Source organism: Oceanobacillus sp. FSL W8-0428, assembly GCF_038004405.1.
Classification (GTDB): Bacteria; Bacillota; Bacilli; order Bacillales; family Amphibacillaceae; genus Oceanobacillus; species Oceanobacillus sojae.
In genome coordinates this window covers 1-23,528 of record NZ_JBBORB010000002.1, presented here as the reverse complement: position 1 = coordinate 23,528, position 23,528 = coordinate 1, and the positions used below count along the sequence as shown (strand labels likewise).

Genomic DNA, 23,528 nt, shown 5'->3' with positions numbered 1-23,528 from the left:
GCTACAGGTAGTAGCCTTTGTATATTTAAAAGGGGGTGAGAATAAGTGAACAAACCGGATATGAATAAATTAATTAATCTTAAAAGAGATATTCGTTTTGAAGCAAAATCTGATAACGAATATAAGTTATCTGTCTACGGTTTTATTGGAGGTTGGCAGAACAATGCTGAAAGAGTATTAGAACAGATACAACAAACATCAGCAGAAAAAATTCATGTTCACATCAATTCGGGTGGCGGGTCTGCGTTCGAGGGTGTGGCTATCTGTAATATCTTAAAACAGCATGATGCAGAAATTGTTGTGCATATTGATGGTTGGGCAGCAAGCGCTGCATCTGTTATTGCGATGGCAGGCGATAAAGTCATTATGCCAAGCAATACCATGATGATGGTACACCAAGCCAGCACGATTGAATATGGTAATGCTGATATGTTTGAAAAAACGGCTAAAGACTTGCGTAAGGTTGATACAGCGTTACGTACCTCATATAAAAAGCGTTTCGTTGGTTCTGATGATGAATTGGTTACATTGCTTAAAGATGAAACCTGGTTGACTGCAGATGAAGCTGTTGCATTAGGATTAGCCGATGAGGTAGCAGAAGAAATTGAAATTGATGATACACAAGAGGAAGAAGAAAAAGTTGAGAATTTTAAAGATGATTTAGTAGCTAAATACGCTGCACAACAAAATAACAAACCACCAGAACCAGAGCCTACTCAAAAAAATATGAGTAAGCTCTTTTTAAATTTATAAAATAAGGAGGTCATTTTCTAATGACAATTAAGTTTAATAATTTCGAAGAAAAGAAACAGTTATTTGCAGATTCCACAAAAAACGGAACAGATGAAGAGCAAGCGGTTGCGTTAAACAATATGCTTGAAGCACTTGGAAACGATGTGCGCGGGCAGATTTTAAATGAAGTAAACATGCAGAACGCTGATGCAATGGTTATGTCGCAGCGTGGGCAGAACGTATTGACGTCCGAAGAATCGAAGTTTTTCAACGCTGTAATTGAAGAAGGCGGATTTAAAGACACAGATACGCTGCCAAAAACTACACAGGAACGAATCTTTGAGGACATCACAAATAATCATCCTCTTTTATCAGCTATCGGTATCCAAAACTTAGGTGCAGTAACAGAGTTTATTTATTCCAATGATCCAACAGGACAGGCTGTATGGGGGCCATTATTCGGTGATATCAAAGGACAATTAAATGCAACCTTCCGTAAAGAGAAAATTGAACAGCTTAAATTAACTGCTTTTGTACCAATTGCAAAAGACATGCTTAAATTGGGCCCTGCATGGGTTGAGCGTTATGTACGCACAATTATCGCGGAAGCAATGACTGTCGGTTTAGAACGTGGATATGTTGAAGGAGGAGGTCCGTCTCAAAATGAACCTATTGGTTTACTTAAAGAGGTTGGCACTAACGGAGCTGTTACGGATAAGGAATCTGCGGGTACTCTTACTTTTAAACCAGGGCGCACCACCATAAACGAGCTTAAAGGCGTTGTTAAAAAATTAGCTGAACGATTGAAATCAGATGGTACTGTAGCTGAACGTCCACGTAACGTAGCTGGTAAAATCGTTATGGTGACTAATCCGTTTGATACGTTTGATATTCAAGCAAATGCAACGGTGCAGACTGCAAGTGGTGTCTACACTACTAATCTTCCTTTTAATCCGATTATGACGGAATCTGTATTTATTCCAAAAGGCAAAGCGCTATTTTTTGTTAAAGATGAGTACGTTGCAGCTATCGGCGGCGGTGTGGAAGTTAAACGATATACTGAAACGCTTGCTTTAGAAGATGCTGACCTGTTTATTGCAAAACAGTTTGCTACAGGTAAGCCTAAAGATAACAACGCTGCACAATTGTATGATCTGAATGTAGACATTTCTAATGGTGATGGTGAGCCGGGGGAGTAACGACCCCCGAGATTGACAATGTCACGCCAACGACTGACGGGGCAGTCATTAATTTAACTTAAGTAAAGGAGGGTTATAATGCCTTTTAAAATTTACAAAGGTGATGAAGTGGTAACAGAGGGCGAGAGTCCTCTTGAAATCACAGGAATTGAACCAAACACAGATGTTGCTGCAGGAGATTATCAAGCAGTAAGAGTAGAGGATGACAGGGAATCTGAAAGAGTGGATATACCTGCATTTAAAACTCTGCCAATTGCGGTTACTGGCGTTACTGTTAATCCAACAAGTTTATCATTGGATACAGGAGCGACAGACAATATAACGGCAACAGTTACTCCGGCAAATGCAACAAATAAAAGCGTTACTTGGCAATCAGACAATACAGATGTAGCTACAGTTAATGGCTCTGGTGTTGTAACTGCTGTAAGTGCAGGTAGTGCCACAATTACGGTTACGACAGCTGATGGTGCTAAAACAGCGACTTGCGAGGTAACAGTAACGGATCCAGTAATTAATGTAACTGGTGTAGCTTTATCACCTAAAACATCTAATGGCGAAGCAGGCACAGAAGGAACAAGGCAATTGACAGCCACAGTAGAGCCGACTAATGCGACAAATAAGAGCGTATCTTATGCTATCACTCCGTCTGCAACGGGATTATCAGTTAATAACAGTGGTTTAATAAGTTGGTCAGCTGATACACCGGCAGGCGAATATACAACCACCGTAACCACAGATGATGGTGATTACACAGACAGCCATGCATTGACACTCACTGAACCTGAACCGGAACCAGAGCCCGATCCAGAGCCGGATCCAGAGTCGGATCCAGAGCCGGATCCAGAGCCGGATCCAGGAGACGGTGAATAAACATGATATCAGAGGAATTTCTGAAACGTTTTAAAGACAGAATGATTATATCCCACAATTCAGAGGACACAAGATTAAAAGACTTGTTGTCCTCTTCTTATGTTTATGTATCCAGCAGGTGCGGTGAGTTTTCATTAGATGGTGACACAGACCTTGATAAACGAGGTCAAGAACTCGTCTTGGAACGCTCACGCTATGCTTTCAATGACGCTGTGGAATACTTCGAAAACAATTTTCTAAGTGATATCACAGCACTTGGGATTGACATGGCTTATCCATTGGAGAGTGATACTGATGCGTGAGTTTAAGTATAAGCCTCCAAGAGTCCACAGCGGTCAATTACGTACGCCTATCACGTTTTATGAGTATACCCCTAATGATGGCCCCGAACCCGGGGAAAAGCAAAAGAGCGTGCTATATGAATGCATGTGCAAGGTGGAGAGAGTGTGGCTGAAAGATTTAGAACTTGCTAAGTCTAACGGTACGTTATCGGATTTAACTATCACTATACGAGACCCGCAGGCTGATTATAGACCTAGCAACCAGAATTATTTAGAAATTGATGATGTGGATTATAAAGGATTAGCGTATAACATTGTTACGGCGCAACCTAACCTGCAGGACAGGCGTTTTATTGATATTGTCGCAAAGGTGGCTACACAATGAGCGTCAAAGTAAGAGGGGAAGCACAGCTAATAGCCGAATTGGAAAAACGCCTTGGTAAGTCTGCTATGAATCGTATTAGTGATGATGCATTAAAAAAAGGCGCTAATGTTTTCGTGAAAGAACTACAACGCCAATTCTCCAGTTGGAAAGACACGGGAGCTAGTTATGATGAGATTACTGTATCAGACATTATTGTAGTTAATGGAGTACGCACAATCAAAATACACTGGCGTGGTCCAGATAACCGTTATCGCATTATCCATCTCAATGAGTGGGGCACGGTTAAAAATCCTAATCCAGCTGGTAAGGGCGCCGTTGCAAGAGCTATGCGCAATGCTCAAAACGAATATAGACGTGTCATAAAAGAAGCGGTTAGGAGGGGTATTTGATGCTCGATTATATGTATTCTCTTTTGATGGCTGATTCTGTTATCGACGAATATGTAGGAAATCGTATTAAATTTTATGAATACCCGCCCACTGGTGATTTTAGCGGCACTTACGTTGTATTTGATCCGATTGATACAAATCAGATTGGAGATTATGCAGACGGTATTTATTTAACTGAGGACAGCCTTGTGCAAGTGGATATCTGGTCAGACAACCGAAAAACAAGGGATTTGGTCGCTAAACGTATCCGGAAGATATTAGTTGATGACAACGGTTTTTCAGAAACCACCGGTCCCGATGAATGGGATAAGGATACCGGAATATTCCGGATTGCGAGACGATACGGAGAAAAAGTTTATAGAGAAGATTACGACAGACTTTGAGCTGTCTTTTTTATTATTAAAAATTAGGAGTGATTAATTTGGTAAAACAAGCAAAAACGCCTATGGCATTTATTAACGTCAAAGATTTGGGCTTTGCAGTTCAGAAAACGGACGAGAGTGGAATATTTGAATATGATGAGCCGTTACAAACAAAAGGTCTTCGCACCATAGGTATTGAATCAGGTGGAGAGCTAGTATCTGCATATGCAGACGGTATTATTATTGAATCGGCTAAGTCTGACGGTGAAAGCACAGTCAATTTGGGAATGCATTCTTTTCCAGAAGAAGTCAGAGAAGAAATTTTCAATGAAAAACCGGATGAAAATGGGGTTTACTCTGAAAAGGCAGGTAAGCAGAATCCTTATGTTGCAATGTGGTTTAAGCATGAACGAAAAGACGGGTCATATAAACTAATCGGATTAACTAAGGTAATGTTTAATGATCCAAGCATGGAAGGTTCTACAAAAGAAGCAAGTATCGAATTTGGAGAAGAAACAGCAGAAGGAACTTCTTTGCATAGACAAGCGGATGAAGTCAGAAAAGTTACAGCTGATTCTAAACATGAAGATTTCAGTGAAGATAAGTTCTTCCAAGCATTGTTAGGAAAATCCTTAAATGGAGATGATGGCAACGACGGTGGCTCGGGGGAGTAATCAGCCCCGAGGTTGAAGCAGTCAACCCTACAACAAGCGGGGCTGAAATAAATTTAAAATAATCAAAGAGCAGGATTAATTTCTTGCTCTTCTTATACATTAGGAGGAAAAAAATGGCTAAACAAATAACATTAATGATTGACGGAGAAAAGAAAAAGTTTTTTCAACCACAACATGTTGATGGAGACGCAGCTTTAGATGCCTTAGACTTGGGTAAAGAAATGGAGAAAAAAGGAGACGATATAGAGCGTTCGGATTTTGAACGTGTGGCTGACTTCATATCAGAAAAATTATATAACAATAAATTTTCAAGAGATGAATTGATTAAAGGCACACATGCAGCTTTGTTATTCGAAACTCTTATGGATCAATTGCGGTCAGTGATGACTTCAAATAGTGAATCGGGGGAGTCATCCAAGGAGAAGAAAGATTAACTGATGAAGACTTCTCCTTTACTAAGCAGAAAGAGTATTTTGACCTGTTGGTTAAAGATTTATTAGAAAGCGGATGGAAAATGAATGAAATCATGGAATCTCCCATTTTTTATCTCATAGAAGTTACAACGAAGAAAAGAGAATTAACGGAAAGTCAACAAGAAGCATTGATAAATTCTTTATAGTCCTTATCCAAGTGATAAGGGCTTTTTTAATTCCCTAAGAAGGGAGGTTATATATATTGGCGGAGCTTTTAAAAGGATTAAGTATAGACTTAGATCTGAATACAATAAAGTTGGACAGAGGATTAAAAGGCGTTAAAGATAGTATAAAAACTGTCAATAGCGAGATGAAAAGAAATATGTCTGCTTTTGACCGTGGTGATAAATCGGTCGAGAAGTATGAAACAAGACTGGCTGGACTAAACAAAAAATTAGAAGTACAAAAAACCGTTGTGAAGGAAGCTAAGTCTGAATATGAAAAGATGGTTGCTGAGTACGGTGCAGGGTCAAAACAGGCTGAAAAAGCAGCGAGAGAATACAATAATCAAGCTGCAGCTCTAAATAACCTTGAAAGATATGTCCAACGTACAAAAAATGAGCTCACGAATCTTAAAAAAGAACAAGCTATTGCAAATAGTGGATGGACAAAGGTTGGTAAAGGATTAACGGATTTTGGAAGCAAATTAAAAGGTATCGGTACTCAAATGTCGGATATCGGTGGGCAATTAACCAAAAAAATCACCATGCCAGCTTTGGGTGCTGTGTCCGCGTTAACCGGTATAGCACTTGTTAAAGGGTTTGACCGACTCATTGGGATAGACACAGCTCAAGCCAAGTTGAAAGGTCTTGGTCATGATGCTGAAGGTGTAGAAAAAATCATGGAGTCTGCCCTTGATGCGGTTCGCGGAACATCTTTTGGTATGGGTGAAGCTGCAACCACAGCTGCCAATGCTGTTGCTGCAGGAGTAGAACCGGGGAAAGAATTGACAAAGTACTTATCAACCACTGGTGATGCTGCTGCAATAGCTGGTTCAAGCATGAGTGAAATGGGAGCGGTCTTAAATAAAGTAAAGACCTCAAATAAAGCCTATAATGGTGAGTTACAGCAATTATCTGATAGAGGATTGCCAGTTTATCAATGGCTAGCGAAAGAGGCTGGCGTTGCAGCAGAAGAAGTAACTAACTTAGCTTCAGATGGTAAAATATCGTCCGAAATGTTAATGTCAGCCATCGAAAATAACATTGGTGGAGCAGCACAAAAAATCGGTGAAGAATCCTTTACTGCAGGTCTAGCAAATATGTGGGCAGCTGTTGGTCGTTTGGGAGCTTCCTTTTTAGATGCCGGCGGTAAAGGTGGAGGATTTTTCTCTCAACTAAAGCCTTTAATTGTTGATTTTACTGGTCGAATAGATACCATGGGAGACTTTGCAGAAAAAGCCGGAGTAAAATTTGGTAAATTTTTCACCGCTGTTATAGATAAAGCGAAAGCATTAAAAGAAACGTATGATGGTTTGTCTCCATTTATGCAGGATTTGATTAAAAAGTTTGCAATATTTGGAAGTGTAGCAGCTGTCGGGATTGGACCAGTACTTTTGGTTTTAGGTAAACTAGTTATATTTGTCGGCAGTGTTTCCTCTGCGTTTGGCGGACTATCTGTCGCAATTGGTAAAGTCGTTGCGCCATTTGGTGGTCTGTTTAAATGGATTGGTGGACTGATAAAAAGGTTTAGTAAATTCATTTTGAATATCGGCTTCTTATCCAGAGCAATTGGAGTATTGACCGGCCCTATCGGATGGATTATATCTGGAATAATTGCTTTAGGTGCTGCATTTGTTACAGCTTATAAAAAGTCAGAGAAGTTCCGAAACCTTATCCAAAGTATAGGAACTTTTTTTAAAGATTTAGGAATCACTATTTATGAATTCTTAAAGCCTGCAATTGATAAAGTGGTTGAAGTCTTCACGGGCATATACGACAGTACAAAGGATATTTTACAGAACAAGGTAATTCCATTTATTAATAATACTTTCGAATCTGTCTCTGAAATTGTTGGTAATGCACTATCAAAAGTAACCGAAGTAATCAGTAATGTATGGGGGAATCTAACAGAGTTTGTTGCTCCATATATAAAATCCTTTACTGATTTTATTAAAAACGCTTGGTCTAGTTTAACGTCTTGGTTCGGTTCAAGTTCTGGAAAAATGATAAATAAAACAGTTGGCATCTTTGGGAAAATTAAAGATGGCATATCAGAGGGGATTTCGACTGCCGTTGGTTTTGTTAAAAAAATATGGGGTGGATTAATTAATTGGTGGAATAAAAACGGAGATAGCATCTTAACAAAAGCTAAGTCTATTTTTGATGCTGTTAAATCCAATGTATCTGCAGCAATATCCGCAGTTGTATCCTATGTAATGGATGTATGGGGCAGGCTCACCGATTTTTGGAACGAGCATGGTGATATGATACAGCAGGCTGCTAAAAATGTGTGGGGTTTTATTAAGACTGTTGTGCTTGGTACTGCCACAGTCGTCTGGAATGGAATAAAGAAATTTTCATCAGGTATATACACATCCATCAAATGGGCACTTGATAAAATATCCATCGGCTGGAATGTTGTTTGGCCAAAAATATCTAAGGTTGCACTTGGTGCTATAAACGGTTTGAGTGCAGGAGTGAAGATAGTCTTTCCGTATATCCAAAAAATTATTAAAACTACTATGTCCGTAATAGAAAAAATCATGACTGTTGTCTGGCCAGTAGTTAAATTTATCGTTATCGAAACATGGAATGCTATAAAAGGCACTATAGACGGCGCTCTAAAAGTCATAACAGGTATTATTCAATTTTTCAGCGCTCTATTCACGGGGAACTGGACTGAGATGTGGGATGCAGTCAAAAAGATTTTATCAGGAGCGGTTCAATTTGTTTGGAACTTTATCCAGGTATCATTTTTTGGTCGAATTATCAAAGGCGGCATGTTGTTCATCAAAGGCTTTGCTGGTCTCTTTAAATCAATGTGGACAGGTATAAGTAATCTGTTTTCCACAGTGATTACTTGGATTGTTGGTTTTGTTCGAAGTAGTTTCACTACCATGAGCAATACTATAAGTACAATAACGCAAACCATTTGGAGAATAATCTCTACTATATGGAACGGAATATGGTCGTTCTTCAATAGAATAATATCGACTATTGTTACCTTTGTGAAAAATAGTTTCACAGGACTGTGGAATATAATCAAAACCATTTTCAACGGCATCAAAGATTTTATAACATCCCTTTGGAATAATGTATTTGGATTTTTTAAAGAGATAATTGGAAACATTGTTAATTTTGTTCGTAATAGATTCACCGGGATGAAAGAAAGTACTTCCAATATTTTTACTACAATTCGTGATACAGCTCAAAGGCTCTGGAATGCAGTAAAAGATAAAATTTGGAATCCGGTTAAAAATATTGTCTCAAATGTAAAAGAGAGATTCACAAGTTTGAAAGATGGAATCTCTGAAACTTTTAAAAACATCCGGGACAACGTATCTGGATGGATTAAGGAAATGGTTCAAAACGTCAAGGATATGCCAGGGAAAATGGCTGATGGAATAAGCAAAACGATTGGGAAAATAAAAACTGCCTTTGCCAATATTGGTAATGGGATGCTTTCTACCTTGGGTAAGGGTGTTAATGGTGTCATTAACGGAATTAATTGGGTGCTCGGAAAACTAGGCTTAGAAAATATGGAACTAGATCCATGGGATGTCCCAACTATAACTGTTGGTGGAGGTAACGCATTTGGAGGAGCAATTGCAGCACACGCGCAAGGTACTGACGGACACCCTGGAGGAAAAGCTTTAGTATCAGATGGTGTTGGGAAAAACGCCGGACAAGAATTAATAAGGTTGCCAAACGGAAAGGAATTTTTATCACCAATTAAGCCAACAATTATGGATTTACCAAAAGGTACACAGGTTCTATCTGCATTGGATACTAAAGAATACCTTAAAATCCCAGCATATAGTATGGGAACAGGTATCAAAAATGCTGCAGGAAACACGTGGAACAACGTAAAAAACGGAGCTAAATGGACATGGGATAAAACTAAACAAGGCGTAAACAAAGCTAAAGATGTAGCATTCGATGTTTGGGATTATGTTCAAAACCCATCTAAATTGCTTAATAAAGCATTAAATGTTTTAGGTGTTTTTCCAGAGAAATTCATTGGAGCATTTAAAGAGGTACCAGTAAAGGGATTCAAGAAAATCAAAGATGGCGGAATTGAATTTCTTAAGAAAAAGATTGATAACATGTTTAGCTCCGGTACTGGTGTCAGTATGGGAATGGGCATCACCAATGTTGGCGGATGGACTTTACCAATCAGGAGAGCTGCAGCACAGATGGGTGAGAAAGTTACAAACGCCGAAGTACAAGGGATTCTTGCTCAAATTCAGCGTGAATCAGGTGGTAATCAGAGAATTGTACAATCTTCTGCAGTATGGGATGTCAATATGGCTAATAATAACCCAGCAAAAGGTTTATTACAGTATATCCCTCAAACTTTTAACGCTTATAAAGTAAAAGGGTTTGGAAACATCTTTGACGGTTATCACCAGCTGTTAGCCTTCTTCAATAACCGTACATGGAGAAGAGATTTACCATACGGTAAGCGTGGCTGGGGACCAAGAGGTGGGCGTAAGTATAAGCAAGGTACAAACTATGTGCCAGAAGATGGTCCAGCATATCTTCACAAAGGCGAGGCTGTTATACCAGCCGCATATAATCGTCCTGCTGGACGTACTGAGGCTATGAAACTTTTAGCTTTGGCTGGAAAACAAATTGCTAAGAGCAACAGTCCATATCAGCAGAATAATGTTTCCAGAATCGATAACCGGCAATATGATTATGATAGATCAGAAGAAATATCATTGCTTAGACGGCAAGTAGAACTCTTAACTGAACTTGTATTATCCAGCCGTAATATTGAAGCTAAGCCTGTTTTGACTGAGGGGGACATTAAACGTTCTTATGACAAGAGAGATTCAAGGGAATCTGCTAAACATGGCATTTTTACAGGTAGACCAGGGGGTGCATACTGATGCAGGATTTTTTTAAAATATACGATTTAAACTTTAACCCGATCCCCCTACCTGTGGATGATTTAGGGTATGGGTTACGAGGTTTAGATTTAGAAGTTTCCTCTATTGGTCAAGAAATAACCGAACAAAGCATACCTAGACGTCCTGGTAAGATTACCACAGGTGTACGGGATGATGACAGGGACATGAGTATCAAAGGAAGAATAAAGGCTATGAACGCAACAGACTACAGGTTGAAACGTGACCGAGTCTTTGCGTTTTTTAAATCTTTGGGTGCTTTTTATATTACCGAAACACAACAAGGTAACAAGCTCATGAAAGTAAGAGTAGTAGATAAATATACGCCTGAAAGACCAGACAATATGCAGACTTACGCATTTTTAGATATACCACTAAAAATTGACGGCCACCCATATTGGATGAGTCGTTTTAAAACGATGGATTTACACAATCATAAAGGCATACCCTCAAACGGTAATTGGTCTTTCGGTATGGGTGTTGATGTAACTCCTGAGAACTTAATTTATCAATACCAAAATGTTAATGAATTTAATATTTACAATGCAGGAAGACCTTTAAAAGTCATACAAGAAAAAGATAATTGCGAGATCAGAATTGAAATTAACCAGAGTGTTACAAGCTTTATGTTGTATGACACAACTGGAGATAAATGGGAGTATAATCCAACCAAAAAAAATGACTGGGCATTGAAGTCTGGAGACATCATTATTTTTAACGGTCATGATGTGAGATTAAACAAAACTACTATCATGGAACGAACCAATCGTTATTACCTGGTGATAAACGAAGGGGTTAATAAATTTAAAATAGATGGGTTAATAGATTATAAAATAACCTTCGATTTTAGATTCAAGTATGACTAAAAGGAGTGAGAAAATGCCACGGAAAGAAATAAAAGGACCTATCAATGATGAGACTTTAAATAATATGAATAATAATTTCATCGAGCTTTTTAAAAATCTGAGTAATATCGTTAATATCATATCGGACGAATTGTATCAACAACTTATTGATAGCATGAGATTTAAATGGAGAGGTCCTGTGGATTTTTATGAAGACCTTCCGAGCCAAGCATCAGAAGGAGAAACGAGGCAGGTTTTATATGAGGATAATGATAAAAACCCGTCTGGAAAAGTGTATCGGTACACGAATGGAGAGTGGAGATTAGTCCAGCAAATAGATGCAGGTCCTCTTAACCAACTCGATACAAGAGTAGCGAATGTTAGTAAAAATACACCTGCAGTTATTTCTTTTATGCACGATGACGGTTTCCAGGAAGACGATTTAACCTATAGGATTTTCAAAGAATACGGATTAACGTGTGGTTTTGCTATTATCACCGACCGGATACTGCATGCTAACAAAAATCCAATTGAAAAATACAGACAATATCAACGAGAAGGCTTCTCTATTTTGTCTCACAGCGCAAACCATCAAGCTATGTCGAATGAAGATATGTCTATCAATCAGGCGGATTATGAAATTAATCATAGTTTTAAGGATTTAAGTGTGCTGGGGTTTGATGTAGATGGATTTGTTACACCAATGAGTACGTTGAATGATAAATATATTGATTTGTTAAAAGATAATTACAGCTATGCTTATACACGCTTTACTGGAAACTTACCAGCAGACAACAGAGGACATGCTTTTAAGGATGCTGACGTGATGCGATTAGGAAGAGTGTCCCTATTAAATAACTCAGAGGAAAAAATAAAAGAAGCAATTGATAACGCCATAAGAGAAAAAGGTTTTCTTGCTTTTTATGAACACCGTACAGGTCATCCGGATTGGATTTCAGAAGAAAAACTGAGGACTGTTTTGTCCTATGTAAAGCAGAAAACAGAAAATGATGATTGTCTGGTTTTAAATCCAGATGATGCAGTTCGATATTATTTTGGTAAATCAAATAGGTCAAAATACACTAGCCGAAATCTGATTCAAGCCAATTTATCACCAGGAACCGATAAAGTAATAAATTCTAATTCGGCGGACTATGGAACATGGATATTTTCTAATCATCAAACCAGCCAAGGAGAAAACGCTAGACCTGCCACCGTGAATGCACCTTATACAGAGGTTAATTATCCAAATGGAGCTAACTCTGGAACAATAGATTCATTGCAAACTAAGATATATGTCGCAACGATTGATAAATCTAATGCAAAAAACAGGTCCCTTTATTTCTCCACAGAACTTTGGAGCAATAATGCGGACTTGTTTGACGTTGAATTGCGATGCAGATTTTATCGAAGCAATGGCAGTTTTGCAAATAACCATGTTTACCCTGTAACAATTAACCCTAATAAATCAAGAGTAGAGGCCGTTTTTAGTATAGCCAACGAAACAGATTTGTCTGTAGAATATGCTCTTGTTTATGTGCAGTTTAGAGCTAAATCTAATCTTCCATCGAATACAAAAGTGTATTTTGCAGAACCTGTAATCGGGATCGGAACAGATGCAACGGAAAATACAGCTAGGATAAACGACCCTTTTACCATTACATTGCAGTCGGAAGTTGAGAGAGGAGAAAATTTAGGGAATCGTGTTTGGCATAAATACGCGTCTTCTGTTAACAATCGATTTATGAATGGGTTGAATGATGGGACAGGTACGTTGCTAATCAAAGAAACAGGTCTTTACTCTCTTAATTTTAATTTCAATTTGGAAGTAGCCGGGTCTACACAAACAAATTACCCAAGAATGATGCTTGAAGTATCAACTACACCGAATTTCGGCGGAGATACACCGTCACGATCATACCACTATTACACGAAGCCAGATGATGTTTTTTCTGTGATATCTAACTATACTTTGTGGCTGAAGGCCGGAGATAAAGTATCCGTTAAATTATGGTTCGATAGTGCTAATGGCACTTGTATAGAGATGATGGACAGCATGTGTAGGATTCTAAAATTATCATAAGATTAATCTTTATACATGTAATCAAGCAGGGAGGTGACTGAGATTAACGGACAACCCTCATTATTCTTGCTAGATTCAGAAGGCAAGGAGTATCCAGCAATTGCAGAAGTGAATAGAAAGAAACGAGTAAACGGTCAGCGAGAATTATCGCTGTCTTTTTTGTATGATCAAATAAATCAGGATTTTATTCATGACATTGAATTTGGATGGAAAATCTTATTTAAAGGCGAATGGTATACGATTACCAGCCCCTCGTATGCTTTGGATGGTGATAGGTTCTCAGTGGGTGTAGATGCTGTTCTATCGTTCTTTGTGGATATGAATGGACATTACCTTCAAGACGAGGTGCAGGATAAATCAATGACTCCAGCCAACTTCTTTCGAGAGTTATTTGAAGGTACTGGATATAGTTATGTTTTAGTAGATAATCTATCTGCCAACACTTTAAATTATCAAGCCAACCAAAGCAAGACGGAACGTTTTTTATATGGTATTGATCGATTTAATGCTGAATATGTTATTCGGGGAAAAGTGGCCTATATACATGGTTTAGTTGGTTCTGATAAAAACGTGATTCTTCATGAGGATTTGAATATCCAAGATATATCCATTGATGTGGACGGAAGCGGATTTCATACCTGGGCTAAAGGATTTGGTGACAAAGACGAAAATGAAGAGGATGCGGATTATAAATTAGAAACCGATGAACATGTCCCTGGATTAGTTGAAAAGTATGGATGGATTGAAGGACCCGCAATTAGAGACGGGTCTTATAAGCATGAGACTAATCTAAAGGAAGCCATAAAAAAACAGATTGAGAACAGCGTGAAAATATCCACTGCAATTACAGCAGTTGATTTAAGTAACAACGGCTACCCTGAGATGCAGTTCGAAGAAGGAGATCGTATATGGCTGTATGTCATTGATTTAAAACAGAATCAGCAGGTAAGGGTCGTTGAAATTGATGAAACGTTTGACTGGGAAGGAAAAATCATATCAGCTCAATACACTTTAGGTAATGAAGGTATTGCTGCACGTTATAAAACGCAGCAGTACAGCACGTTAAAAGATTTTCGTGATATCGCATCTGGACGAAAAGTTTTAGAGTTTAATTGGCTTCCAGAAGCAATAAAACGCGCATCGGATATTATCAACGGAAACATTGATAGTCATTTTAAATATGGTGCTGGTGAAATCATTGGTATCAATAGAAGCAATCCGAATGGATATATGCGATTTAATACGGATGGATTAGGTTTCAGTCGTGATGGCGGCAGCACGTATAGAACTGCTATTACTTATGAAGGAATCGTTGCTGATGCGATTACAACAGGAACCTTGCGAAGCATCATCATTGAAGCTGTAGAAATATACGGCAGCAAATTTTTCTCTCGAAACGGAGACAGCTATCTTGAAATAGAGGGTGGAAATATCCACCTTGAGCAAGCAGCAGGGAATTATATGCGGATTAGTCCAGATGGCTTAAGAGGATTTAACAGAGATGATACAGTTCGATTCCGTGTTGATGCCACTCTTGTTACAACATCAGCGTTTGGTACTTCCATATCTAATGCTTATATTGCTCCTATGCCTGGTGGAGAGGCAAGGGTAGTTAATTACAATGATATACCCGGCGATGGAATAGTGACTAGCTATCGTTATTTACCTTTGAGGGCAAGCGGTTTTTATGGGAACTATGTCAATGTTAACCCGGCAGTTGCAGGAGGTTCTTCAAATTTATATTTAAGAACTTTAAGCAATGGCGAAGTAAGGATCACGTTAAATGAGACAACATCTAATTATCAAGATATTAGAGCTGATTGGGGCTATTTCAATCGTATTATTCCTAACGCTTTACAAAGCAGTCAATCACACTTCTATATAGGGACAATTGATAATGGGGAAGTACGTGTTGTTAATAATGAATCCACTGACAATTTTAGAGCGGTTAGAGCGTCTGGATATTATGGTAGTTTTATAGACACACCAGATACGAATCTGTATGGCCGAACAGCGAGTGGTGGAGAGTTTAGGATTACTTTAAGAGGCGGAACATCGAATTATCAAAACCTGCGGGCTGATTGGTTGTATGGCAACAGACTTATTGTTAATGCTCTGCAAGGTGAAAATAATCATTTTTACGCTGGAACTATTAATGACGGGGAATTCCGGGTAGTTAATGGCAGCTCTTCTGATGTGTACCGATCTATACGAGCGCAAAGATATTTGTTGCCGGATGGCAGCAACGCTTTTACAGCAGGGACATTTTCCTCCTTATCATTACATCCGAATGAGGGCGAGGGAATTAATTTAATAAATAACATCGACTTATTGAGATACACAAATGGAGGAAAACCAGTTTATAAAATTAACGGAGATGATGTTGCCGTTGATGATGTAGTAGCGACATTAGTTAAATCTGTGCAAGAAATTAATACAGAAATAAACCAATTAAAAGGAGCGTAATATCATGGAGCAGGAACAAAAACAACAACAATTAATGGTCAACTCATTAGCAAATCAAATCGCAAACCAAGGGGTACGAATCGCAGAATTAGAATCTATCATCGGCGTACAGCAGGAAGAGATTAAAGAATATCGTCAAAAAGAAGTAGAAGATAAGGCTAAAAATAATGGAAAGACATCCGACAAAAAATGATTGATGATCTTATCAATCTCACACAGATGCAGTTTTTCATTAAATATTGGTGGCTTTATGCAGCAATTTTTGGTATATCTGTTGTTTTTATATATTTATATAAGGGAGAGAGTGAAATGTTAGAAAAGAGAAAAGTTGAAAAGTCAGAGAAATATAATCCAGTTCGTGCTTCCCAATACCTTGGGACTAAAAAAGGTGATTTATATCTTCAACCAAAAGAAGGTGGAGAAGTAAGGGAAACAAAAAACGGAGAATTAAAAGGAGAAATCTTTTACATTGTTCCTACTAAAAACCACCATTTTGGATTTCACGTTAAATCAATAATGATTTCTGATTACGATATCCCTCAATTAGATCGTATCGAAAAGAAAATGGACAAGATTTTAGAATTGTTGGAGGACAAGTAAATGCCCATTAATTTTCAATTAAAAGAAGGTTTTTCAGAGGAATCTTTAGGAATAGACATAGTAATTACAACAGGAACTTTAAAAGCATATCTTCCGCATATCAAAACAGATGAAAACGGGAAACTATTGTTTAAAAAGCTTAAAGTAAAATAATCGAAGCTCTGTATAAGAGCTATTATTTATGCAGGATTTTCCTCCTTTTCGTCGAATATTATATACCGATAGTAATATTTTTAAGGGGGAATTAGGATGAAGTGGGAATATAAGACTTACACTTGGAAATCCGCATACGTTTATAACAGATATAAAACTTTAGAAAATGACTTGAATGCGCTAGGCGAAGAAGGTTGGGAAGTGGTAAGTTCCAATGCTGTAGATTATAGAGGCGGAAAAGTAGTGGAGCAAGTTGATGAAATAGTTTATTTACTAAAAAGAAAAACAATGGACATCTCATAATGAGGTGTCTTTTTTATGTCTAAAAAGCAATAGGGGGTCGAGTATGACAAAACAAGAGGAGATGGGAGATATGGATGCTTGGAAAGAGAGAATGCAGCAAGATGTCAGCGAACTAAAAAGCAACTACCATCTGATGCGAAAAGATGTCGAAGGACTGCAACGTAACGATATACGTCAAGATGGACAGATAGAAACAATGCAGCAGACTTTGAGCGCTATCCAGGACGATACCAATTGGATACGCCGTAAGATTACTGGAGCATTTATCACAGCATTGGTCACTGCTGTGGTTGCAGGCGTTGTCGGTGTGGCCGTAGCAAATATTTTTTAAGGAGAGGATATTATGGATAAAGGAACAATCGTAAGAACAGTCGCATTGGTAATTGTTTGGATCAATGTATGGCTAGAGCAGGCGGGATTGAATGCAGTTCCTGTATTTAGTGAAGAAGCAATTGCTTTAGGTTTAACCACTGTTGTAAGTATTTGGACATGGTTCAAAAACAACTATGTGACCTGGAAAGGGAAGCAACAGAAAGAAGTTTTACAGAAAAATTATTTAACCAAGTAAAGAGTAGCCGCGGCTGCTCTTTTTAATTTATAAGGAGGTTTTTATATGGCAAAAGTAGCGATGTGTGCAGGACATGGCGGAAGTGGTTCGACACCTGGCAAACGTTCTCCTGCTGGAGAATATGAGTGGAACTTTAATGATGCAGTAGTTAGAGCAGCCATTGCAAAATTAAAAGCTAATGGCGTTGAAGTTTTACGTACTGACGATGCTTCTGGTAAAACTGATATCGGGTTAACTGCCCGCACAAATAAGGCGAATGCATGGGGAGCTGATGTTTATGTATCATGCCATCACAACGCACTTGGTACAAGTTGGCTCAACTACGAAATCGGCATTGAAACATTTACTCAAAACGGATCGCATCCACAGGCTGAAATATTAGCGAGATGCATACATCCGAAATACGTTAAAGCAATGGGTTTGAAGGATAGAGGTATGAAAAAATCCAATCTTGCTATCACTCGTCAAACCAAAATGCCTGCCGTCCTTACCGAGGGTGGATTTATGGATTCAAGGATTGATATTAAATCAATGCGCGATAACGCCAAGCTTAAAGCTCAGGGTGAGGCCATTGCTGATGGTATTATGGAGTTTCTTAACGTCAAGAATACTAATAGTGCTCCAAAGGTGTCTAAGCCCTCATCTGGTAAAACAGGTTCCAAGCAGATTACTAAACCTAAATCTATTCTATCTGTAGATGGCAAATGGGGAAACAGTACCACTCAAGCTTTGCAAGAAGCTTTGAATACTCCGGTAGATGGTGTAATTAGTAAACAGCCAAAAAATGCTGTGACTCAAGCTTTATATAGTACTACAGTGCAATTTGGTAATGGAAGTAGTAATGTAATTGTAGCCCTTCAGAAAAAAGTAGGCGTCAAGGCTGATGGAAAACTAGGCCCTGCAACTATTAAAGCCTTGCAAAAATACCTGGGTACGCCACAAGATGGTGTGTTAAGTCGTCCATCAATGGTCGTCGAGGAGATGCAGCGTAGATTAAATGCTGGTACGTTTTAAGCAAAAAAATAAGCCCTTCACTCTTGTGAGGGGCTATACAATTATAGGGTGTTTTCCTCTTTCACTTTCTGTTCTATGTATTTAACTGAAAGCACGCTGTTTGTAGCTTTATATATACTGAATTTTTCTAGAATTCTGTCGTACTCGTTTGTGTCTATAGGATCACGATTTTTGTAAATAGATTTATGTAATTCATGAAATTCATCAATAGTATATAATTCATCTAATTTAACAAATGAAGGCTGGTCGAGAGGCGGAAAGAACTTCCTTATTTTTTCGTTTGATTTATAAAGTAATTTCTTTTCCTTACCTCTCGTTGAAGAAATATTTAGTAAATCTAGGGTATTATTATTTTTATTAATTACTAGAAATGGTCTTTTGGAATTGCAAGGTGCTCCGTTAGCAAAAGGTAACTTTAACGCTAATACGTGACCAGCTATAATCAAGAAATAATCAATCCTTGGTCTTGATCAATAGTTACTGTATAAGCCTCGTCTGTGCAATCCAAATCTTTTAACTCTGATAAAATATCGTCGTTAAATTCTATTTCATTCGCATTATAATAAAAAGTTACCCCGTTTACAACCTCAACAGCCATTGAATCCTCATTTTCACGATAAGAGCCTAACATTTGTTTCACATTATTCAAATCTCCCTTAAAAACCTCATCAAATGGACGTACAATACTCTTTTCTTTATCATATACATTTGTTTGATTTGTAATAGAAGAATAATAAGGGATTTTCCAACTGTCAAATTCATGATTTAAATCAGAAAGTTCAGTAGCTGTCATATCACCAAATATTTCTAATGTCATCTCTAAGGTTGAATTTACTTCTGAATTGTTGAAATCCCTGAACTTTTCAGCTTGCTCAATTAAATAATTTTGGTTGTTTTTATAGTCTAATCTGACATTGTTAACTACCGTACCATTTTCGAATGCTCTCATCTCGTCATCAAAAAGAAGTTTATTGTAATCTGCAGCATGTATTAACTGTGCAAAATATAACAATTTTTGTAACTTCATGTTCCCGTCAAACGTATCCCTTGGAGAATCATATTGTCTTTTTATAAACCACTTAGCAACATCAATCGCTTTTATGTCGCCCATAGGATTTACCACCTTCCCTAAAAATTTTCTGAAGAATTGGAATAATAACTTCCTATAACTATTATATACTTTAGAATATATTTTGTATACGATTTGAAACAACATGAAACTTACTGACATTTTAAACCCAATCATTTCCGTTTATTATACCAATCCAATGGGTTCAGCATTTCAATATTTCTAATTTCCTCAAGTCTGCATTTGGTGGTTCGGCCGTCAATCAACTGCAGATGTATCTTATTACCGCCATACCCAGCTACTTTGCACACCACGTCCTTGTAATAGCTTCCATTGCGTATAATATTTGCTTGTATCGCAATTGGATATCCCGATGCAAATGCTCTATGCAGCACTTGAGATATCTCCACTTCAGACATTTCCTCTTTTCCTTCAATTTCAGTGATTTCAGCATCCATCTTTTTTAGCGCATCCGTTTGGTCAGCAAGTATCATACCCTGCCACTTTAAAATACCTCTGTCTCTATATCCAATTTGTTCAGGCGTAAATCGTGTGATGGCGAACTCTGCCACTTTAATCATTCCTTCCTGCTAAAAAATAACAGTACATTTGTTCTGGTTAATGTGATATATTTATATTATAACCAGAACAAACATTCGTCAAACGGTAATTTATGGAGGTGGGTCAGATGATTGGATTTTTGATTAGTGCGATGGAGAATAAAGAAAAAGTTATGATTTATTATATGGACTCTGAAGGCAACGTTAGTCAAAGGGTTATAAGAGTAGTTGATATAAATGACAATAAGATGTTAGTTTACTGCTATTATCGAAAACAGGTGCGCAGTTTTAAAATGGATGGCATTCTGTCTTGTGGTCCATTAAAAAGGAGTGCCAGTTAGAACATAAAAAAAAGAGGGGGATAACACCCCTCTTTATACGTCTTATTATCAAAATAAGTCTAATTCTTCAGCTTCTTTAACAGACAAAACATCTAACTGTATTTGGTCATCAGCCATGTCTTCCCATGTCATTAATTGTGGAGCGTTTATATTTATGGAAAAAGAATCAATGTTTTTATCAGAATCATTAATAATGAACCAAGCAGTTATCGTTCCTTCCTCCCCAGGATCTAAATCAGATTCAATTCCTTCTGTTATGAATTGATCAGCAATTAATTGTACTCCTGGTTGAACGCTGACTGTAATTTCATTTTCGGTAAAACTAACTGGTTCATCAGAAGTATTCAGCACATTAAAAGTAGCTGTTATTGCTCTACTTTCATCTTTGCCGTTTAATACTAATGATTTAAAATCCTCATCTTCTGACTTTACACTAGCTAAAAATGCGCCGACAACGTATAACTCGACTGGACCGATCTGAATAGGAGTGACGTCTTTATACATACCTAATTCCTCTTTGTACCCTACGCCATCCATCCTTAATTCTCCAAATGAAACAGTTTCCCATTCACCATATTCTTCATTTTCTTCAGCGTTAACCTCTTCTAATTCTGCTTTTTCTTCTTTTCCAGATTCCTCTGATGTATCGTCTGTAACTTCTTGAGACTCTTTTTGTTCTTTCTGATCTGGCTCGTCGGAATCTGTATTTGAGTCAGATTCATTCCCACACGCAACTAAAAACAATGATAGTAGTAATACAAATAATAATTTCTTCATTTAAGTTCCCCCTTTTGTATATGTATAGATAAATTATAACCTAATATGCTGATAAAAAATATACTCATTCATCATCTTCCCAAACGTATAAATCGTCTACTTTGCAATTTAAAATATTGGCAAGTTTAAAAAGCTTATCTACAGACGGTTTTCCCCTGTTGTGTATCCACCTTGAGATTACAGTAGGAGCAACTCCAACCTGTTCTGCAACCCATCTGTGTTTTAACCCTTTGCTATCAATAACTTCTCCGATTCTGCTTTTTATCATTTTTATCACCCACATTATATATTCTACAAATATTTTTATTTTCCTTCTCCCCTCGGCCTCCCCTCTAAACACAGGCACTCATTCTTCGTATTTGTGTACTTAAAAAGTAATCAATTTTAGAATCTATGCATATAGATATATCAACAAACGAATATACGCACGAACAGTTACCGATGCGAATAGCAAAGCGTATATGCGTACGAATAGGGGTGCGAATATGGATGTATTGATTGGAGGGGGCTTGGCAGCATTTACGATTTATGCAGCTACACAATGGAATAAATCAGATAAAGAAAAAATTCGGCATACGTTCAGGAATTTAAATTATAAAGTTAAAGACAGGGAACCAAAACATTTCAAAACCCACAATACAGATAAATACACACTATACAGCTATCATGTACCTTATGGTCTTGTGGATGACGATAAGCTGAAAGTGCTGGAGAAGGTGCTGAATAAACCGGTAAAGATTATCTTCGCTAAAACTAAACTGCACATCAAAGTTTATAAGCAGACTTTTCCTACGAAGATTGATTATGATTGGCTGAAAACGGAAGGGTGGACGTTACCTATTGGGGAATCATTAGACGGTCCTGTAATACATGACTTCGATAAGATACCACACATGACAATAGCTGGAATGACTAGGCAGGGGAAGACTGTTCTTCTCAAATTAATCATGGCGCATTTAATTAATAATCATCCTGATGACGTTGAACTATATGTGATTGATTTAAAAGGGGGATTGGAGTTTGCACAGCATAATTATAGACAGATTAAATCAATTGCCAGCAGTCCATTGGAGACATTCAATTTACTGGATAGATTAACAGATGAAATAGAAAGAGATATGGCATTTTTTAAATCAAAAGGGTACACCAATGTATTAAGTACCGATATAAAAAAACGAAAATTTATTATTGTGGATGAAGGAGCAGAGCTAGTGCCACATAAATTCATGAGTAAAGATGAAAAACTTGATATAGATTATTGCCAGTATGCCTTATCCAATATCGCAAGAGTAGCCGGCGCACTTGGATATAGGTTAATATTTGCCACTCAATATCCCACAGCTGATAATATGCCCCGACAAATTAAACAAAATGCAGATGCCAAGATTAGCTTTCGACTACCAACAGAAGTTGCCAGCCGTGTGGCGTTGGATGAGCAGGGCGCAGAGACGCTAAATAATGTCGGGAGAGCTATTTATCGAACCGCCGACAAACATATTATACAGGTGCCGTACGTGGCTGATTCGGATATCAAAGGGAGGTTTGCGGATTATGTTAGCACAACAGAAGAGACAACAGAGAGACGAAAAGATACTGTCATCTTTGGATGATTTGACGTACGCAACCAGGGAACAGCTGCAGATAATAAATAATCTTGGTGGCGACAGAAATGCACAGCGTGTTTTATCCAGGATGGAAAAAGATAAATTATTACTTGCTGCACGGATGGAGAAAAAGATTTACTACTTGTCCAATAGAGGAAAACAGATAATCGGATCAAACCAAGGGAAATTGAATAAAAAAGAAATTACTCATGTATTAATGAGGAACGATTTATATATAAAGTTAGGGATGCCCTCTGACTGGAAAAAAGAAAGACCTGTTAAATGGGGTGAAAATAAATTAATTCCAGATGCTACGTTTAAAAAATCCGGAGAATTTCATTTTGTGGAAATTGATAATCAGCAAACGATGGCAACTAACATTGAAAAGATAAAAAAGTATAAGGATCTGTCTTATGTTATTTTCCAGCAATACAATCATCGACCGACTGTCATTTGGTATGCTGTATCTGAATTGAGAAAAAAGAAGTTAGAAAAGCTTTGTGTTAAGTATGGATTGAAGTTTGTAGTGTATTAAAAAAGAGAGTGCAAAACGCACCCTCTTTGTGATACCAAAAATGATACTTCACCACTAAAAATATATGTTTATTAATTTTTAATGGCATCAACAAAAACGTTAATATATCAACGCTTATGGTACTTATATAACGCAATTGTTTACTGTTTAATTGTTTCCCTCCGTCTCCAT

28 protein-coding genes are annotated in these 23,528 nt (G+C 37.7%); 23 read left to right on the top strand and 5 right to left on the bottom strand.

Annotated features, from left to right (window positions below; translation table 11 throughout):
• The first annotated feature begins 60 nt into the window (after positions 1-60).
• The 20 genes from MKY30_RS23885 to MKY30_RS23790 all read left to right on the top strand — a co-directional run bounded on the left by MKY30_RS23885 (position 61) and on the right by MKY30_RS23790 (position 18,471).
• Positions 61-753, top strand: a complete 693-nt coding sequence (locus tag MKY30_RS23885; protein WP_445667740.1) for a head maturation protease, ClpP-related — start codon at positions 61-63, stop codon at positions 751-753.
• Positions 754-773: 20 nt separating this feature from the next.
• Complete coding sequence (locus tag MKY30_RS23880) at positions 774-1,931, top strand: phage major capsid protein (protein ID WP_341085724.1); 1,158 nt, start codon at positions 774-776, stop codon at positions 1,929-1,931.
• 78 nt (positions 1,932-2,009) lie between these two features.
• Positions 2,010-2,801: an Ig-like domain-containing protein gene (locus MKY30_RS23875; protein ID WP_341085722.1), complete on the top strand. Its 792-nt coding sequence runs from the start codon at positions 2,010-2,012 to the stop codon at positions 2,799-2,801.
• 2 nt (positions 2,802-2,803) lie between these two features.
• Positions 2,804-3,103, top strand: a complete 300-nt coding sequence (locus MKY30_RS23870; RefSeq protein ID WP_341085721.1) for a phage gp6-like head-tail connector protein — start codon at positions 2,804-2,806, stop codon at positions 3,101-3,103.
• On the top strand, positions 3,096-3,467 hold the full coding sequence (locus MKY30_RS23865; RefSeq protein ID WP_341085720.1) for a phage head completion protein: 372 nt from the start codon (positions 3,096-3,098) through the stop codon (positions 3,465-3,467). The genes MKY30_RS23870 and MKY30_RS23865 overlap by 8 nt, the downstream gene beginning before the upstream one ends.
• Positions 3,464-3,856: an HK97-gp10 family putative phage morphogenesis protein gene (locus MKY30_RS23860; protein ID WP_341085718.1), complete on the top strand. Its 393-nt coding sequence runs from the start codon at positions 3,464-3,466 to the stop codon at positions 3,854-3,856. Before MKY30_RS23865 ends, MKY30_RS23860 begins: the two co-directional genes overlap by 4 nt.
• Positions 3,856-4,239: a hypothetical protein gene (locus MKY30_RS23855; protein WP_341085717.1), complete on the top strand. Its 384-nt coding sequence runs from the start codon at positions 3,856-3,858 to the stop codon at positions 4,237-4,239. Before MKY30_RS23860 ends, MKY30_RS23855 begins: the two co-directional genes overlap by 1 nt.
• Before the next feature lie 29 nt (positions 4,240-4,268).
• Positions 4,269-4,892 carry a major tail protein gene (locus MKY30_RS23850; protein ID WP_445667738.1) on the top strand — a complete coding sequence of 208 codons (624 nt, stop codon included), beginning with the start codon at positions 4,269-4,271 and terminating at the stop codon, positions 4,890-4,892.
• A 113-nt stretch (positions 4,893-5,005) separates the two neighbouring features.
• Positions 5,006-5,326, top strand: coding sequence for a phage tail assembly chaperone G (gpG, locus tag MKY30_RS23845; protein WP_341085714.1), 321 nt, complete (start codon positions 5,006-5,008; stop codon positions 5,324-5,326).
• Positions 5,327-5,567: 241 nt separating this feature from the next.
• Positions 5,568-10,421, top strand: coding sequence for a tape measure protein (locus MKY30_RS23840; protein WP_341085713.1), 4,854 nt, complete (start codon positions 5,568-5,570; stop codon positions 10,419-10,421).
• Positions 10,421-11,305, top strand: coding sequence for a phage tail domain-containing protein (locus tag MKY30_RS23835; RefSeq protein ID WP_341085711.1), 885 nt, complete (start codon positions 10,421-10,423; stop codon positions 11,303-11,305). The genes MKY30_RS23840 and MKY30_RS23835 overlap by 1 nt, the downstream gene beginning before the upstream one ends.
• A gap of 13 nt (positions 11,306-11,318) precedes the next feature.
• Positions 11,319-13,367, top strand: a complete 2,049-nt coding sequence (locus MKY30_RS23830; protein WP_341085709.1) for a polysaccharide deacetylase family protein — start codon at positions 11,319-11,321, stop codon at positions 13,365-13,367.
• 33 nt (positions 13,368-13,400) lie between these two features.
• Positions 13,401-15,833, top strand: a complete 2,433-nt coding sequence (locus MKY30_RS23825; protein ID WP_341085707.1) for a phage tail protein — start codon at positions 13,401-13,403, stop codon at positions 15,831-15,833.
• A 4-nt stretch (positions 15,834-15,837) separates the two neighbouring features.
• The gene (locus MKY30_RS23820; RefSeq protein WP_341085705.1) at positions 15,838-16,026 is read left to right on the top strand and encodes a hypothetical protein; all 189 of its coding nucleotides are present in this window, start codon (positions 15,838-15,840) and stop codon (positions 16,024-16,026) included.
• A 116-nt stretch (positions 16,027-16,142) separates the two neighbouring features.
• Positions 16,143-16,433, top strand: a complete 291-nt coding sequence (locus MKY30_RS23815; RefSeq protein WP_341085703.1) for a hypothetical protein — start codon at positions 16,143-16,145, stop codon at positions 16,431-16,433.
• Complete coding sequence (locus MKY30_RS23810; RefSeq protein WP_341085702.1) at positions 16,434-16,586, top strand: hypothetical protein; 153 nt, start codon at positions 16,434-16,436, stop codon at positions 16,584-16,586.
• A gap of 96 nt (positions 16,587-16,682) precedes the next feature.
• Positions 16,683-16,889, top strand: a complete 207-nt coding sequence (locus tag MKY30_RS23805) for a hypothetical protein (RefSeq protein WP_341085701.1) — start codon at positions 16,683-16,685, stop codon at positions 16,887-16,889.
• 43 nt (positions 16,890-16,932) lie between these two features.
• A complete protein-coding gene (locus tag MKY30_RS23800; RefSeq protein ID WP_341085700.1) occupies positions 16,933-17,220 on the top strand; it encodes a hemolysin XhlA family protein in 288 nt (95 codons plus the stop codon).
• A 12-nt stretch (positions 17,221-17,232) separates the two neighbouring features.
• Positions 17,233-17,457, top strand: coding sequence for a phage holin (locus MKY30_RS23795; protein ID WP_341085699.1), 225 nt, complete (start codon positions 17,233-17,235; stop codon positions 17,455-17,457).
• A 45-nt stretch (positions 17,458-17,502) separates the two neighbouring features.
• Positions 17,503-18,471 (top strand): N-acetylmuramoyl-L-alanine amidase, encoded by a 969-nt coding sequence (locus tag MKY30_RS23790; protein ID WP_341085698.1) that lies wholly within the window; start codon positions 17,503-17,505, stop codon positions 18,469-18,471.
• A gap of 41 nt (positions 18,472-18,512) precedes the next feature.
• Here the strand turns inward: MKY30_RS23790 and MKY30_RS23785 are convergent, their stop codons facing one another.
• The 3 genes from MKY30_RS23785 to MKY30_RS23775 form a co-directional block, all read right to left on the bottom strand.
• Complete coding sequence (locus MKY30_RS23785) at positions 18,513-18,917, bottom strand: hypothetical protein (protein WP_341085696.1); 405 nt, start codon at positions 18,915-18,917, stop codon at positions 18,513-18,515.
• On the bottom strand, positions 18,914-19,582 hold the full coding sequence (locus MKY30_RS23780) for a Panacea domain-containing protein (protein ID WP_341085694.1): 669 nt from the start codon (positions 19,580-19,582) through the stop codon (positions 18,914-18,916). Before MKY30_RS23780 ends, MKY30_RS23785 begins: the two co-directional genes overlap by 4 nt.
• 131 nt (positions 19,583-19,713) lie before the next feature.
• Positions 19,714-20,121, bottom strand: coding sequence for a hypothetical protein (locus MKY30_RS23775; RefSeq protein WP_341085693.1), 408 nt, complete (start codon positions 20,119-20,121; stop codon positions 19,714-19,716).
• A gap of 107 nt (positions 20,122-20,228) precedes the next feature.
• Between MKY30_RS23775 and MKY30_RS23770 the strand changes: the two genes are divergently transcribed.
• A complete protein-coding gene (locus tag MKY30_RS23770) occupies positions 20,229-20,441 on the top strand; it encodes a hypothetical protein (RefSeq protein WP_341085691.1) in 213 nt (70 codons plus the stop codon).
• Between the two features lie 48 nt (positions 20,442-20,489).
• Here the strand turns inward: MKY30_RS23770 and MKY30_RS23765 are convergent, their stop codons facing one another.
• On the bottom strand, positions 20,490-21,218 hold the full coding sequence (locus MKY30_RS23765) for a hypothetical protein (protein WP_341085690.1): 729 nt from the start codon (positions 21,216-21,218) through the stop codon (positions 20,490-20,492).
• A gap of 64 nt (positions 21,219-21,282) precedes the next feature.
• Positions 21,283-21,558, bottom strand: a complete 276-nt coding sequence (locus MKY30_RS23760) for a helix-turn-helix domain-containing protein (protein ID WP_341085689.1) — start codon at positions 21,556-21,558, stop codon at positions 21,283-21,285.
• A 145-nt stretch (positions 21,559-21,703) separates the two neighbouring features.
• On the opposite strand from MKY30_RS23760, the gene MKY30_RS23755 reads away from it, so the two are divergent.
• Together MKY30_RS23755 and MKY30_RS23750 are read left to right on the top strand one after the other, a co-directional pair.
• A complete protein-coding gene (locus MKY30_RS23755; protein ID WP_341085688.1) occupies positions 21,704-22,828 on the top strand; it encodes an FtsK/SpoIIIE domain-containing protein in 1,125 nt (374 codons plus the stop codon).
• Positions 22,770-23,357 (top strand): replication-relaxation family protein, encoded by a 588-nt coding sequence (locus MKY30_RS23750; RefSeq protein WP_341085686.1) that lies wholly within the window; start codon positions 22,770-22,772, stop codon positions 23,355-23,357. Before MKY30_RS23755 ends, MKY30_RS23750 begins: the two co-directional genes overlap by 59 nt.
• Positions 23,358-23,528 lie beyond the last annotated feature (171 nt).

Bases quoted from the DNA above. Each gene is read 5' to 3' on its own strand.
- MKY30_RS23885 (WP_445667740.1), top strand. From the start codon at position 61: ATGAATAAATTAATTAATCTTAAAAGAGATATTCGTTTTGAAGCAAAA.
- MKY30_RS23880 (WP_341085724.1), top strand. From the start codon at position 774: ATGACAATTAAGTTTAATAATTTCGAAGAAAAGAAACAGTTATTTGCA.
- MKY30_RS23875 (WP_341085722.1), top strand. From the start codon at position 2,010: ATGCCTTTTAAAATTTACAAAGGTGATGAAGTGGTAACAGAGGGCGAG.
- MKY30_RS23870 (WP_341085721.1), top strand. From the start codon at position 2,804: ATGATATCAGAGGAATTTCTGAAACGTTTTAAAGACAGAATGATTATA.
- MKY30_RS23865 (WP_341085720.1), top strand. From the start codon at position 3,096: ATGCGTGAGTTTAAGTATAAGCCTCCAAGAGTCCACAGCGGTCAATTA.
- MKY30_RS23860 (WP_341085718.1), top strand. From the start codon at position 3,464: ATGAGCGTCAAAGTAAGAGGGGAAGCACAGCTAATAGCCGAATTGGAA.
- MKY30_RS23855 (WP_341085717.1), top strand. From the start codon at position 3,856: ATGCTCGATTATATGTATTCTCTTTTGATGGCTGATTCTGTTATCGAC.
- gpG (WP_341085714.1), top strand. From the start codon at position 5,006: ATGGCTAAACAAATAACATTAATGATTGACGGAGAAAAGAAAAAGTTT.
- MKY30_RS23835 (WP_341085711.1), top strand. From the start codon at position 10,421: ATGCAGGATTTTTTTAAAATATACGATTTAAACTTTAACCCGATCCCC.
- MKY30_RS23830 (WP_341085709.1), top strand. From the start codon at position 11,319: ATGCCACGGAAAGAAATAAAAGGACCTATCAATGATGAGACTTTAAAT.
- MKY30_RS23820 (WP_341085705.1), top strand. From the start codon at position 15,838: ATGGAGCAGGAACAAAAACAACAACAATTAATGGTCAACTCATTAGCA.
- MKY30_RS23815 (WP_341085703.1), top strand. From the start codon at position 16,143: ATGTTAGAAAAGAGAAAAGTTGAAAAGTCAGAGAAATATAATCCAGTT.
- MKY30_RS23810 (WP_341085702.1), top strand. From the start codon at position 16,434: ATGCCCATTAATTTTCAATTAAAAGAAGGTTTTTCAGAGGAATCTTTA.
- MKY30_RS23805 (WP_341085701.1), top strand. From the start codon at position 16,683: ATGAAGTGGGAATATAAGACTTACACTTGGAAATCCGCATACGTTTAT.
- MKY30_RS23800 (WP_341085700.1), top strand. From the start codon at position 16,933: ATGACAAAACAAGAGGAGATGGGAGATATGGATGCTTGGAAAGAGAGA.
- MKY30_RS23795 (WP_341085699.1), top strand. From the start codon at position 17,233: ATGGATAAAGGAACAATCGTAAGAACAGTCGCATTGGTAATTGTTTGG.
- MKY30_RS23790 (WP_341085698.1), top strand. From the start codon at position 17,503: ATGGCAAAAGTAGCGATGTGTGCAGGACATGGCGGAAGTGGTTCGACA.
- MKY30_RS23780 (WP_341085694.1), bottom strand. From the start codon at position 19,582: ATGGGCGACATAAAAGCGATTGATGTTGCTAAGTGGTTTATAAAAAGA.
- MKY30_RS23775 (WP_341085693.1), bottom strand. From the start codon at position 20,121: ATGATTAAAGTGGCAGAGTTCGCCATCACACGATTTACGCCTGAACAA.
- MKY30_RS23770 (WP_341085691.1), top strand. From the start codon at position 20,229: ATGATTGGATTTTTGATTAGTGCGATGGAGAATAAAGAAAAAGTTATG.
- MKY30_RS23765 (WP_341085690.1), bottom strand. From the start codon at position 21,218: ATGAAGAAATTATTATTTGTATTACTACTATCATTGTTTTTAGTTGCG.
- MKY30_RS23755 (WP_341085688.1), top strand. From the start codon at position 21,704: ATGGATGTATTGATTGGAGGGGGCTTGGCAGCATTTACGATTTATGCA.
- MKY30_RS23750 (WP_341085686.1), top strand. From the start codon at position 22,770: ATGTTAGCACAACAGAAGAGACAACAGAGAGACGAAAAGATACTGTCA.